Genomic DNA, 13,423 nt, shown 5'->3' with positions numbered 1-13,423 from the left:
ATGGAGGCTTTTTTGATCTTAATTAATCTATTGAATTAAAAGATTAATTGTTTATACATTTTATTAACCGCGTGGTTATTTATCTTGCGATAAGCTGTACACGTACGCTGTTAATAAGTGAACTTTATCTTCACCTAAAATGTCTTTCCATGCTGGCATTACACCGGCGCGGCCATTGATTAGTGTTTCTTCAACAGCACGTTTAGAACCACCGTATAACCAGATGTTATCTGTTAGGTTAGGTGCACCAAATGGTAAATTGTGTGCAACTGAACCTTTACCGTCAGCACCGTGACACGCAGCACACATTGCAAACTTAGCAGCACCTGCAGCAGCGTCTTTTTGGTTAACAGTACGGCCTGAAAGGCTAAGTACGTGAGCAGTCATTTCTTTAATGCCTTGCTCGCCAAGTGCATCACCCCAAGGTGGCATCGCAGCAACACGACCGTAAAGAAGTGTTTCTTTGATCTTGTCTGGTGTACCGCCGTATAACCAATCGTTATCCGTTAGGTTAGGGAAGCCTTGACCACCACGTGCATCTGAACCATGACATTGTGCACAGTTTTGTGAGAATAAACGTTGACCAATCTCAAGCGCTTTTTCATCTTTAACTAGTGTTTCAATATCTTGTTTTGCGAATGACTCAAAGATTGGGCCAAAACGCTCATCAGCAGCGATAAATTCTTGGTCTAATTGAACGTTCTCACCGTTAGCTAATGCTTGTTCAGTCGCTTCTTTAGACTCAGCTAAAGAAGTAATACCTTGGTTAGAACTTGTCCATTTACCTAAACCTTCCCAGTTACCTAAACCTGGGTAAGCAGCTAGGTAGTATACAGACCAAATGAATGTCGCGAAGAACATGTAAGTCCACCATTTTGGTAGTGGGTTGTTTAGTTCTTCAATGCCGTCAAACTCGTGACCACAGCTTTCGCCTTCTTTAACACCTGTGTAGTTTTTTAAGTTCCACAGAAGTAGGCCGAAGATGATAGCAAGACACGCTAGGGTTAATACGATAACCCATATACTCCAAAAGCTAGTCATTTCTCAGACTCCTTTTCCTCGTTAGAGATTGTGTTGTTGTGTTTTTTTTCATCTTCAAATATGGCATTAGCAGCGTTATCAAATCGGCTTTTGCTACGCTTGCTGTATGCCCATACAACAATCACAATAAACAGTACTAAAATTACCAGAGTCAAAATGCCTCTGTATGTTCCGTAATCCATAATAATTACTTCAAGTGTGTGCCAAGCTGTTGTAAGTAAGCGATTAGAGCTTGCATTTCAGTTGCGCCTTCACCATTGTTCATGGCTTCGATTTTCGCAATGTCAGCTTTTAGCTCTTCGTCACTACCGTAACCTTTACCATCGTAACGGTCGCTTGCTTTGTCGATTCCGAAGCTATCACGGAATACTTGAAGCTTTTTAAGTGTATGGGTCGTATCGACTCTGTTTTCGTCTAACCAAGGGAACGCTGGCATGTTTGACTCAGGAACCACAGCACGTGGGTCCATTAAGTGAGCATGGTGCCAATCGTCTGAGTAACGCTCACCAACACGAGCTAGGTCAGGACCAGTACGCTTAGAACCCCATTGGAATGGGTGATCCCATACTGATTCACCAGCTACAGAGTAGTGACCGTAACGCTCAACCTCGTCACGGAAAGGACGAATCATTTGTGAGTGACAGTTGTAACAACCTTCACGCACGTAGATATCACGACCTTCCATTTCTAACGCTGTAAGAGGGCGTAAGCCATCAACAGGTTTAGTCGTATCGTCTTGGAACATTAGTGGAGTAATCTCAACTAACGCACCAAAGCTGATTGCAAAGACAGTCAAGATAGCCATTAGGCCAACGTTCTTTTCGACTATTTCGTGTTTGTTTTGTGAATTATTATTGCTCATCGTGCTACTCCATTATGCCAATTGTGCGTCAGCGTCTAATTGAAGCGAATCTTTCTTCGCTGCAATAGTACGATAAACGTTGTAAGCCATAATTAGCATACCTGTTACGATGAATACACCGCCTAGGAAACGCATGATATAGAACGGATACGAAGCTTCTAATGACTGTACAAAGCTGTACATTAACGTACCGTCTGAGTTTACTGCACGCCACATTAGACCTTGCATTACACCTGAGATCCACATTGCTACGATGTATAGAACAACACCAACAGTGTGTAACCAGAAGTGCGTGTTAACTAGTTTAACACTGTACATACGGCCTTGTGAGAATAGTGCAGGGATTAGGTGATAGATAGCACCGATAGAAATCATTGCAACCCAACCTAGTGCACCTGAGTGTACGTGACCTACAGTCCAGTCAGTGTAGTGAGAAAGCGCGTTAACTGACTTAATAGCCATCATTGGGCCTTCGAACGTAGACATACCGTAGAAAGATAGAGAAACAACTAAGAAACGAAGTACTGGGTCAGTACGTAGTTTATGCCATGCACCTGATAACGTCATGATACCGTTGATCATACCACCCCAAGATGGAACGAATAGGATAACTGACATAACCATACCTAAGCTTTGCGTCCAGTCTGGAAGCGCAGTGTAGTGTAGGTGGTGAGGACCTGCCCAGATGTATAAAGAAACAAGAGCCCAGAAGTGAACTACCGATAAACGGTAAGAATAAACAGGGCGACCTGCTTGTTTTGGTACGAAGTAGTACATCATACCTAAGAAACCAGCAGTTAATAAGAAACCAACAGCGTTGTGACCGTACCACCACTGAACCATTGCATCTACAGCACCTGCGTAGATAGAGTACGATTTAGTTAGTGAAACAGGAATTGCCATGCTGTTTACAATGTGTAAAACGGCAACAGTAATGATGAAACCAGCGTAGAACCAGTTCGCAACATAGATGTGCGATACTTTACGCTTGATTAACGTACCAAAGAATACAACTGCGTAAGTTACCCAAACAACGGCGATAAGAATATCGATTGGCCATTCAAGTTCTGCGTATTCTTTTGAGCTTGTGATACCTAGTGGTAAGGTAATCGCTGCTAGTACGATAACAAGTTGCCAACCCCAGAAGGTGAAGGCTGCTAGTTTATCTGAGAAAAGGCGCGTTTGACATGTACGTTGTACGACGTAATAAGACGTCGCAAAAAGTGCACTTGTACCAAATGCGAAAATTACTGCGTTCGTGTGTAACGGACGTAGTCGAGAGTAAGTTAACCATGGTGTATCAAAGTTAAGTGCTGGCCAAGCTAATTGGGCAGCAATCAGAACCCCAACACTCATGCCAACGATGCCCCAAATCACTGTCATAATAGCGAATTGGCGTACAACTTTATAATTGTACTCAGTTTGTGATGCTACTGTTTGGCTCATTTTCTGGCTTCCGCTGCAATAAATGCGTTTTAGAAATGAATTACCCACTTTTATTCAAAGTGGGGCCTACTATTACTTCACAAGCGTGTTACCTAAAGCCAACTTAGCGGTGCTAGCTTCAGAAAACAAACTCGAGAAACCCTTATTTTTGCGATGGAAATGATAAAATTTTTGACCTTAAAAAGATAGGTCAATTGCATAAAATTATGACATCAATCAAATTTTAGCGCTTTGTTGGTTATTTTTTGTCAGAGATTGTATTTTTATTAGCTTATTCCATCTAGCATGGTTGTCTTTTCGCGGGTAGCTCACTAGTATCCGCTTTTATTTTATACAGGCAAATAGAGTGCGAACTAGTTTTTTACCCGTTTTCCTTTTCAGTGTATTTTTAGCTGCATGTGATAGCCAAAGTATAGAAGAGGGGAGCACAAGTACAAGTTGTGAGAACAATAGTCATTGTTATTACCCTAATAATGCAGAAGTTTGGCTGAGCAACCCAGCTGTCAGCCCTGAGTTGCCTTTTGCAATCAACCTAAAGCTGCCGAAAGATGCTAAAAACCTCTCTGCTAAACTTGAAGGTGTCACTATGTATATGGGTTTTATTCCACTACAGTTTAATCAGAAAGGGCAAGTTTGGGTTGCTGATACTATGGTTGGCGCATGCTCTGAGCCTGTAATGACCTGGAAAATGATGCTCACTTATACTACTGGTGACAATCAACCACAAACTTTGCTTTATTATTTCGATTCACTGCAAACTCGATAACATCTTCCATTATTATTGTTGATCACAGCTTTTGATTATTTAAAAGCTGTGATTGTCGTCATCCCTACGTCATCTTTTTCTACTTTAATGTTCTTTATTAGCCGTATCTTTATACGGTATTACAAATTGACGGAACAAAAACAAAAATTCTTCCTCTAATACACTGTTTAACGGGCTAACTTTGTCTATTTAGTTAATTTAAGTGAATAACTATGGTTAGCAGTCTTACCAAGCTTTTACGGTTTTTATAACGTTGTGTGATCAACTTGTAAAAATTTCATTTGTAGCACTAATTGGGCTTTAGTTACACTTGATTACAAAGTGCGTGCAATTGATTTCAATCGTGTTTTTTTTGCTACTTAATAATGTTACCTTGCTGATATAAAGGTGTTTTTTTCTGTTAACATTGATACATCGTGAAACCTTATTACCCAAAATGGATACGCCATTTCGGGGTTGTTTTTTCTTTAACCTGTCATTCAGTTTTCGTTCAGTTAACTGAGCCTAAGTTGCCCTCCGCTGACTCGTGATTCTAATAATAACGAGCGCTACCTAACTAAAGGTAAATTTCCAACAAGTAGGGTTTTCACATGAAAAAATCAATTCTTGGTTTAGCTGTTGTTTCAGCAATCCCAATGTTCTCAAGCATGCAAGTTTTAGCTGCTGATGATGCAGCAGAGTCTATTGAAAAAATTCAAGTTACAGGTTCTCGCATTAAGCGTACCGATATGGAGACGTCTAGTCCTGTAACTTTAATTGGTGCAGATGACATCAAAGCAATGGGTGCATCAAGCATCGATGGCGTTCTACAAAAAATGACTGCAGCAAGCGGTGCGATGACTAACCCTGCTGTTAACAACGGTTCAGGCGGTAACGCACGTGTTGACCTACGTGGTTTAGGCGCACAACGTACTCTAGTACTAGTAAATGGTCGTCGTATGATCAACTCTGGTACTGGCGCAGCATCTACTGTTGACTTAAACACAATCCCAGTATCAATGATCAAGCAAGTTGAAGTACTAAAAGACGGCGCATCTGCTGTATATGGTACTGACGCGGTAGCTGGTGTTGTTAACATCATCTTAAAAGACGACTTCGAAGGTCTAGACATGAACCTTAACGGTGCTATCACTGGTGAAGGCGATGCAGACGAAACGTCTTTCGATATCACAATGGGTTCAAGCTTTGACCGTGGTAACGTTGTAATTGGTTTACAATACACAGACCGTGGTGATGCTTCTCAAGCAGACCGTGATTTCTCTGATTGTCCAATCGAAGAAGATTACGAAAACGGTAGCTTCTACTGTGGTGGTTCTTCTTACACGCCTTTCGGTCACGTTTGGGCTGAAAATGCAAGCTTACAAGGTCAAGCAGACGGCGAGTGGCACGATTTCACTTCAGCTGGTGATGCTTACAACTACTCAGCAACAAGCTACCTTTACACGCCAATGCGTCGTTTAAACCTAACAGGTATTGGCCATTTTGACGTAACTGATGAAACGCGTTTAGTTTCTGAGTTCACTTACTCTAAGCGTTGGTCAACTCAACAAATGGCTCCACAGCCAGTATGGTTTGACTTCACTTACGATGCAGCAACTATGGGTGACTCACTTCTTTCTCACGGTGTAGCTGACGGTGAAGACATCTCTTACGGTCGTCGTATGACTGATGTTGGTCCTCGTGGTTATGAGCAAGTTGTTGATACTGTACGTGCAGTAATCGGTCTTGACGGTGCATTCGACAACGGTTGGGGCTGGGATACTTCAGTAGTATTCGGTCGTAACGACTCAGTTGACCGTGCAACTAACCTACTTAACATGGGTTCAATCCAAGACGCAATCGAAGAGGGTACTTTCAACCCACTTAACCAAGCTGATTGGTCAGGTAGCAACCTTGCACAGTACAACTACACTGAAAACAACTCAGGTGGTAGCCAATTATTAGTTCTTTCTGCTGGCCTTAACGGTGAAGTAATGGAACTTCCTGCAGGTTACGTTGGTTTCGCTGCTGGTATCGAGCGTCGTGAAGAAAAAGCATGGTACGTTCCAGATTCACTAACTTCACAAGGTCTTGCAAATGACCCACGTGTTGAACCAACTGGTGGTCGTTTTGACGTAAACGAAGCTTACGTTGAATTCGCTGTTCCACTTCTAGCTGACGCACCATTTGCTCAAATGGTTGACTTAAGCGCTGCTGTTCGTGCATTCGATTACAGCACATTTGGTTCAGATGAGACTTGGAAACTAGGTCTAACTTGGCGTGTAAACGACGAACTAATGCTACGTGCTGTTCGTTCAACTGCATTCCGTGCTCCTACAGTATCTGAGCTTTACCAAGGTAAATCACCTTCATTCGAACAAGTTAACTTCCCTGGTGCACAAGACCAAGCTGAAGTAACTGTTGGTGGTAACGACCAATTAACGCCAGAGCTTGCTGATACAGTAACTGCTGGTTTCGTATACGCTCCAGAGTGGTTCGACGGTTTCTCAATGACTGTTGACTACTACGAAATCGAAATTGAAAACTCAATTTCAAGCGTAAACAACCAGTACATCGTTGAAAACTGTCTTGATGCTTCTACTGGCGCATACAAGAACCAAGATACTGCTTTATGTCAGTCTTCTGCAATCAACTTCAACCAAAGCACTGGTCGCATTAGCTTCAACAACCAATTACAAAACATTGGTAATGAATCTACTAAAGGTTACGACGTAAACTTCAAGTATGCATTTGAAGCTGCAGGTCTTAACTGGCGCACAGGTCTTGATGTAACAATCCTTGATGAGTACATCGTTGATTCAGGCACAAGCACAATCGATTACACAGGTCTTGTAACTTCAGGTATCGGTAGCTACGCGAAAGTTAAGTCTAACTTCACTCTTAACGCGTCTGGCGACAACTGGGATGCACAATACCAAGCACGTATGATCGACGGCCTAGACAGCTACGCATGTCTTGCTGACGACAGCGAGTGTCTAGTACCAAGCGTTGGTACTGTTGTATACCACGACATCAGCGGTTCATACATCCTGAACGACACAGTGTCATTCTCTGCAGGTGTTAACAACTTATTCGATAAGCAAGCACCTTACTACTCAGGTAACAATGACTCAAACACTGACCCGTACACATACGATGTACTAGGTCGTCGTTTCTTCGCTGGTATGAACATCAAGTTCTAATCTAGTTTGAAATGATTACTAAGGCCCAGTTTTTACTGGGCCTTTTTTATTGTCTGAAAGCCTATCAACGCGTAAACTATAGAGGTACTTTTAACAAGCGAGGTGATATTGCTTAAACAAGACGAAAACTTATCTTTTATTATTGAGCCTGAGCTTAAACCACGCACAGAGCAACGACTCGACCTGTATTTCTCCATTCCGAATGAAATGAGTGTTAACCCACAAACACTGAGCGAAGAATCATTCTTTAATAATAACTTTAAATCGCACCTTGCGTATAACGCTAACAACATTCACTTACCCTTAGTGAGAAGCCGCTTTGTTAGTAAAAACAAAGGTGAACAGCAAGATTATCGTCAAAACTTAAACCTATATTGCTATCAAGTTCGACTCGCGCTGAATGCCGATATTAAAGACACCCTAAAGCACCAAGAAGCTGAAGAGTTTTACCCTGCAGCCATTGAGTTGTGCGAGCAAACCAAAGGTTTGTTAAAAAAACTAAGACGCTACACCCCAGATGACGAAAAGCTACTGCCATTTTATAAAAACGCTGATAACTACTTAAGCTGGCATGTAGAGCAGTCATTTTTAAAACTACTTGATGAAGGGCCGCGCAGTAGTGATTTTGCAAAAGAGCGCAGTGAGCTATTAGAGTTTTGCAAAAATGAAAACAGTTACCGTGAAGAGCAAGAATATAACTCGCAATCGACACTTGAAGATGCCAACCGTATCACCAACAAAATGCGCCTATTACAACGTTTGATTGAGCATGGAGTGGTGCTTACACGTAGCACGCGTCACTTAAACAGTTATTTAAAACGTATGGTAAAGGGCACGGTGACCGCTGTGATCATGGCCTTTGTGATGTTGGTTGTGTTAAATGCTCGTTCAAACTTTACCGAAGTAACAGCGACGTTGATTTTGATCTTGGGTGTTATTTATGGTCTTCGTGAAATATTTAAAGAAGACATAACACGGGTGATTTGGCGAGCTATCGTACGAGGGCGACCTAAATGGCGCTTTCAATTTAAAAACAGCATAACCAAAGACAAAATTGCCAGCCAATACATTTGGCTTGAATACACCAGTTTTAAACGCCTGCCTAAAGCGGTAAGAAGAATTTTTTCAAAGCGCCGCCATCAAAATAAACAGGCTGCTCAGTGGCTGCATTTTGCAAGCGAAACACAAGTTAACGCTAAAGAGTTTTTACCTGGCTACGATACCTTGCAACAAACCATGCAATTTAGCTTGGCACCGTTTGCTCGTTATTTAAAGCGGGGTGAAGGTAAGCTCTATCATCTAGATAGCAATAAAATCTCTAAGAAAGCCGTAGAGAGGCGTTATCAGTTAAATGTAGTATTAGTGTTTACACAAAGCGAAGATGAAACTTTGTATCAGCGCTACAAGATTACGTTAAATCGCAGCAAAATTGTTAATATTGAGCGTATTTACTCACAAACTGACATTCTGAAAGATGAAAGATGAAAGATGAAAGATGAAAGATGAAAGGGTGGCCTTGGCCACCCATTTCGGTTTATTTAGCGTCTAAACCTGTTTTGCTGTAAAGCGACACTTTGTCTGATACTAGCGTAATTTCGATGTTTTTATCTTTGTTACCCCAGATACAGTTAGTGTGCAGTGTCTTTTCTTCACACTTATCCGCTGAACCTAAAATAGCTTCAACCTCAGTTTTATCCATGCCAATTTCAATTTTTTCGTAGTTCTCTAAATTTACTTTTGAGCAACCTGCTAAAGTAAGTACCGCAGCCGCTGCTGCAATTGCCATATATTTTTTCATAATTGTATCCATTAATGGTTGTAGCGTCTTATTTGCACGATCATCCCCATACGTGGGTGATCAAAATAATGTATCTCGTTACTAATCACACGTTTAAATTGTGAAAAACGAGCTTTTTCGTAATCACCTGTTTCTAAGCGCTGACTAATATCAAAATCTGCGTTTATAAATAGGTAGTGACGAACATAAATCTTCATTAAACCGTCTAATTCCCACTCAGGCACATTTTTCACCAGATCGGGAATGTAGCGCTCAGTAGGGCCGACTAAACTAATAAAATCGTTGTTTTCTTCTACTGGACTTGCGTGTTTTGCTAAGTGATCGCCGGCAAAGAGGCGGATGCTAGGTGCTCTTTTTTCACTCATTTCAGGAAAGCGCCAGCCCGTGTGTAAAATAGGGGTTAAGCCTTTTCTATCAAGCTGATTTTTTTGCTCAACAAACTGTAATTGTTCTGGCGCCATTAAATAAATGTCGTCAGTGTCTTCACGGGTTTCAACAACGGGGGTCACAGGCAGTTGACTATAGCTAGCTAAAAAATCAACACTGTCATCACACACGTTTGAGTGAGGATTGCTATTGACTAAAGAATCTGTGAAAGAATCACTGCGAAAGCGGCTATCACCTTCAATACACGCTTGCTTCGCTTGTGCTGTGTATGCAGGAGATAATAGATCTTTGCTACGCTTAGCCCTTATTTCATCGTGTTTTAGGCTGAAATCTTCCTGTAAGTAGGGGGCTGGGCGCTGTTTATAAATAAGAACTTCTATTTCGAACCAACGTGTTGCAAATGACGAGCTTGTAAATAAGCAACAAAGCAGTAGTAAACTATTTCTAAACAACATTAATGGCTAACCTTTTTTTCGAAATCTGCAATCATTGCAGTGACCATTTTTAAGCGTTCGCGAGCGTTGGCTTCGCTAATTGCAAAGCGCAGTTTATTTGCGCCATCCATTTTATACACCTGCGGTGCACTTTGTATCAAACCTATAATGAAGCTAGGGTTAACCTTTGTATGCTGGCTAAACTCAAAATAACCGCCTTTCGGGTTTGCTTCAATCTTCTTAATGCCAATATTACTTGCTTGCAGTTTTAATTGCTGCAAACTGAATAAGTTTTTCGTGGCGTCAGGCAGTAGACCAAAACGGTCAATCAGCTCTACCTGTAACTCGTCCATATCATTGAGGTTAGCACAGCTTGCAATGCGTTTATAGATACCTAAACGTACGTTTACATCATGAATATAATCATCAGGTAATAACGCAGGCAGCTTTAAGTCCACTTCAGTTTGTTGACCGAGTAGGTTCTCAAGGGTTGGCTCTTTACCTTCTTTGAGGGAGTTAACCGCTTGCTCAAGCATTTCCATATACAAACTAAAACCAATGGTTTGCATTTGACCTGATTGGTCGTCACCAAGCAGCTCACCGGCACCACGAATTTCTAAATCATGAGTTGCGAGCGCAAAACCTGCACCCAAGTCTTCCAGTGATTCAATCGCTTCAAGGCGTTTAACCGCATCTTTACTAAGTGATTTAGGGTTACCAGTCAGAAGGTAGGCATACGCTTGGTGATGGCTACGACCAACACGACCACGTAACTGATGTAGTTGTGCCAGACCGAGCTTATCTGCTCTATCCATAATAATGGTGTTGGCAGTGGGTACATCGATACCGGTTTCGATAATAGTGGTACACACAATCACGTTATATTTTTGGTGATAAAAATCACTCATGATTTGTTCAAGCTCGCGTTCTCGCATTTGACCATGTGCGGTTGTTACGCTGGCTTCAGGTACCCATTCACTGATTTCTTCTGCAACTCGGTCTATGGTTTCAACATTATTATGTAAGAAATACACCTGACCTCCGCGTTTAATCTCACGCAGAATTGCTTCGCGAATTAGTTCTGCATCTCTTTGTCTAACAAAGGTTTTAACTGCTAAACGTTTCGCAGGCGGTGTGGCTATGATTGATAAGTCACGCATGCCACTCATTGCCATGTTTAATGTACGTGGGATAGGGGTCGCAGTGAGCGTTAAAATATCGACATCGGCACGTAATGCTTTGATTTTTTCTTTTTGGCGCACCCCAAAACGGTGCTCTTCGTCAACAATCAATAAGCCCAAATCTTTAAATTGAATATCTTGTTGAATAAGCTTGTGAGTACCAATCACGATATCTAATTTACCCTCAGCCATTTTATCTAGGGTGTCTTTTTGCTCTTTGGTTGAGTTAAAGCGCGACAAAACGCCAACCTCGATTGGTAAATCGGCAAAGCGGTCTTTAAAGTTTTCATAATGTTGCTGTGCAAGTAGTGTGGTTGGTACCAGTACCGCAACTTGCTTGTTATCATTCACGGCCACAAAGGCAGCGCGCATTGCCACTTCGGTTTTACCAAAGCCAACGTCACCACATACTAAACGGTCCATCGCTTGCTTACTTTGCATATCACCGAGCACAGATTCAATGGCGTTGCGTTGATCGTCAGTTTCTTCAAATGGGAAGCTGTCGCTAAACTGACGATAAGCACTGCCATCAAGCTTAAATTTATTGCCAGGCTTTGCTTGGCGTTTAGCGTAAATATCTAAAAGCTCAGCAGCAACATCACGAACTTTTTCAGCGGCACGTTTCTTGGCTTTTTCCCACGCATCGGAGCCTAATTTGTGGAGCGGGGCAGAGGCCTCTTCGCCACCTGAATAGCGGCTCAGCATATGTAACGCAGAAACGGGCACGTATAGTTTTGCCTCGTTAGCGTAGATTATCGTAACAAATTCAGTGATTACACCGGCTGCATCAATGGTTTCAAGGCCTTGATAGCGGCCTACACCGTGATCGAGGTGAACAATTGGTTGACCTTCACGTAGCTCAGCAAGGTTACGAATAAGCGCATCTTGGCTGGCTTCGTATTTATGTTTACGGCGTCGACGTTGCGAGACCTTAATGCCTAATAATTCTTGCTCTGTGATAATAGTTAAACGCGGCTTACCGTCTAGCACCACACTTTGCTCAAGTGGCGAAACTATTAGGCCAACATCACTCGAACTATTGGTAAAATCACTAAACGATTCAAATTCTTTAAGCTTTAAACCACTTGGCTTTAATAAGGTGAGTAATGATTCGCGGCGGCCATCCGATTCAACCGAGAGCAGCACGCGGCCTTTTTGTTTTTTCTCACTGGCAACATAGTCAATTAAACCTTGGTACGGTTCATGTAACTTATGATCAATACGAACATTTGGCAGCTCTTTACTAGCAAGGTTGGTGTGACCCGCTTTGGTGCCTAATTTTGCTTGCGATAAACGAATGCGCGCGTATTTACCAAATTCACCAAATAGCTCATTAACGCTTTGATACAGTTTAACAGGTTCAAGTAAAGGTCTGAGCGGATCAACACGGCGGTTTTCATAGCGTACATTCACATCATGCCAAAACTGATCAGCAGCATGCTCAATATCGCCAAAATGCATAAAGGTTGTATTGCTTGGTAAGTAATCGAAGATAGTTGCCAATTCATCAAAAAACAGTGGCATGTAATATTCGATACCGGCAGGCCAGGTTCCTTTAGTCACCTGCATATAAATTGAGTCTTGCTCAGAGCTTGCGCCAAATTGTTCACGGTAGTTGATACGAAAACGCTCAATGTCTGAGTCGTTGGTTGGGAATTCGTGAGCAGGCAGTAACTCAATTTTGTCGACCTTTTCATCTGAGCGCTGGCTTTCAACATCAAATAAGCGAATGCTGTCGAGCTCATCATCAAAAAAGTCTAAACGAAATGGGTGAGGGCTACCCATAGGGTATAAGTCAACGATAGAGCCGCGGATAGCGTATTCACCATGCTCCATCACTTGTTGTACATGTAAATAGCCCGCTTGTTCTAAGTTTTCACGCAATGTGTGGGTATCTAGGGTATCGCCCACTTTAAAGTTAAGGGTTGAACCATAAATAAACGAAGCAGGAGCAGTACGCAGCATCAAGGTCGACACTGGCACGATTAATACGCTTTGCTGTTCTTTTTTTAAGGTATTCAACGTGGCTAAGCGCGCCGAAATAATATCTTGATGGGGCGAAAAATGATCATAAGGGAGTGTTTCCCAGTCAGGGAAGACCATGACTGGGTTTTCAGGCAACAGAAATTCGAGTTCAGTTTCAAGGCGAAGGGCGCTTGGCGTATCTGGGGTGACAATCACAACCAGCTCGTTGTGTTGCTTTACACCTTCTGCGATGGCGATGCTAAGCCCGCTACCGGTCAGTTGTCCCCATTGAATCTTATCTTTTTCAGATTTTACCCAAGGCAATGCTGCCCATTGCGCAAACGCCATTTACTACTCCTTT

The 13,423-nt window shown here is 42.2% G+C and carries 10 protein-coding genes; 3 read left to right on the top strand and 7 right to left on the bottom strand.

Annotated elements, in window-relative coordinates:
- Window positions 1-75: 75 nt before the first annotated feature.
- Genes ccoP through ccoN form a run of 4 tightly spaced genes read right to left on the bottom strand, consistent with a single transcriptional unit; the run spans window position 76 to window position 3,349 of the window.
- Entirely contained in the window at window positions 76-1,041 is a 966-nt protein-coding gene (gene ccoP / locus VRK28_RS01160; RefSeq protein WP_054561330.1) for a cytochrome-c oxidase, cbb3-type subunit III, read from the bottom strand.
- Window positions 1,038-1,223 (bottom strand): cbb3-type cytochrome oxidase subunit 3, encoded by a 186-nt coding sequence (locus VRK28_RS01155; protein WP_054561331.1) that lies wholly within the window; start codon window positions 1,221-1,223, stop codon window positions 1,038-1,040. The genes ccoP and VRK28_RS01155 overlap by 4 nt, the downstream gene beginning before the upstream one ends.
- Before the next feature lie 5 nt (window positions 1,224-1,228).
- Entirely contained in the window at window positions 1,229-1,903 is a 675-nt protein-coding gene (ccoO, locus tag VRK28_RS01150; protein ID WP_054561332.1) for a cytochrome-c oxidase, cbb3-type subunit II, read from the bottom strand.
- 12 nt (window positions 1,904-1,915) lie between these two features.
- Window positions 1,916-3,349 carry a cytochrome-c oxidase, cbb3-type subunit I gene (gene ccoN, locus VRK28_RS01145; RefSeq protein WP_036967883.1) on the bottom strand — a complete coding sequence of 478 codons (1,434 nt, stop codon included), beginning with the start codon at window positions 3,347-3,349 and terminating at the stop codon, window positions 1,916-1,918.
- A 346-nt stretch (window positions 3,350-3,695) separates the two neighbouring features.
- Between ccoN and VRK28_RS01140 the strand changes: the two genes are divergently transcribed.
- The 3 genes from VRK28_RS01140 to VRK28_RS01130 all read left to right on the top strand — a co-directional run bounded on the left by VRK28_RS01140 (window position 3,696) and on the right by VRK28_RS01130 (window position 8,782).
- Window positions 3,696-4,115 (top strand): hypothetical protein, encoded by a 420-nt coding sequence (locus tag VRK28_RS01140; RefSeq protein WP_138519624.1) that lies wholly within the window; start codon window positions 3,696-3,698, stop codon window positions 4,113-4,115.
- Window positions 4,116-4,705: 590 nt separating this feature from the next.
- Window positions 4,706-7,297, top strand: coding sequence for a TonB-dependent receptor plug domain-containing protein (locus VRK28_RS01135; protein WP_062565227.1), 2,592 nt, complete (start codon window positions 4,706-4,708; stop codon window positions 7,295-7,297).
- A gap of 108 nt (window positions 7,298-7,405) precedes the next feature.
- Window positions 7,406-8,782 carry a hypothetical protein gene (locus VRK28_RS01130; protein ID WP_138519623.1) on the top strand — a complete coding sequence of 459 codons (1,377 nt, stop codon included), beginning with the start codon at window positions 7,406-7,408 and terminating at the stop codon, window positions 8,780-8,782.
- Between the two features lie 49 nt (window positions 8,783-8,831).
- On the opposite strand, the gene VRK28_RS01125 is transcribed toward VRK28_RS01130, so the two are convergent.
- The 3 genes from VRK28_RS01125 to mfd are packed head-to-tail and all read right to left on the bottom strand — an operon-like array spanning window position 8,832 to window position 13,410.
- Window positions 8,832-9,095: a hypothetical protein gene (locus VRK28_RS01125; protein ID WP_062565372.1), complete on the bottom strand. Its 264-nt coding sequence runs from the start codon at window positions 9,093-9,095 to the stop codon at window positions 8,832-8,834.
- Window positions 9,096-9,106: 11 nt separating this feature from the next.
- Window positions 9,107-9,937, bottom strand: a complete 831-nt coding sequence (locus tag VRK28_RS01120; RefSeq protein ID WP_332393134.1) for a peptidoglycan binding protein CsiV — start codon at window positions 9,935-9,937, stop codon at window positions 9,107-9,109.
- Window positions 9,937-13,410, bottom strand: coding sequence for a transcription-repair coupling factor (gene mfd / locus VRK28_RS01115; protein WP_063529151.1), 3,474 nt, complete (start codon window positions 13,408-13,410; stop codon window positions 9,937-9,939). Before mfd ends, VRK28_RS01120 begins: the two co-directional genes overlap by 1 nt.
- Between the last annotated feature and the right edge of the window lie 13 nt (window positions 13,411-13,423).

Origin of the sequence: Pseudoalteromonas sp. P80D2 (assembly GCF_036680945.1) — a bacterium.
In the GTDB taxonomy this organism is placed as follows: domain Bacteria; phylum Pseudomonadota; class Gammaproteobacteria; order Enterobacterales; family Alteromonadaceae; genus Pseudoalteromonas; species Pseudoalteromonas shioyasakiensis.
This window is presented reverse-complemented; position numbering and strand designations above follow the sequence as displayed.

Excerpts from the sequence above, each read along its gene's own strand:
- ccoP (WP_054561330.1), bottom strand. The coding sequence starts at position 1,041 with ATGACTAGCTTTTGGAGTATATGGGTTATCGTATTAACCCTAGCGTGT.
- VRK28_RS01155 (WP_054561331.1), bottom strand. The coding sequence starts at position 1,223 with ATGGATTACGGAACATACAGAGGCATTTTGACTCTGGTAATTTTAGTA.
- ccoO (WP_054561332.1), bottom strand. The coding sequence starts at position 1,903 with ATGAGCAATAATAATTCACAAAACAAACACGAAATAGTCGAAAAGAAC.
- ccoN (WP_036967883.1), bottom strand. The coding sequence starts at position 3,349 with ATGAGCCAAACAGTAGCATCACAAACTGAGTACAATTATAAAGTTGTA.
- VRK28_RS01135 (WP_062565227.1), top strand. The coding sequence starts at position 4,706 with ATGAAAAAATCAATTCTTGGTTTAGCTGTTGTTTCAGCAATCCCAATG.
- VRK28_RS01125 (WP_062565372.1), bottom strand. The coding sequence starts at position 9,095 with ATGAAAAAATATATGGCAATTGCAGCAGCGGCTGCGGTACTTACTTTA.
- VRK28_RS01120 (WP_332393134.1), bottom strand. The coding sequence starts at position 9,937 with ATGTTGTTTAGAAATAGTTTACTACTGCTTTGTTGCTTATTTACAAGC.
- mfd (WP_063529151.1), bottom strand. The coding sequence starts at position 13,410 with ATGGCGTTTGCGCAATGGGCAGCATTGCCTTGGGTAAAATCTGAAAAA.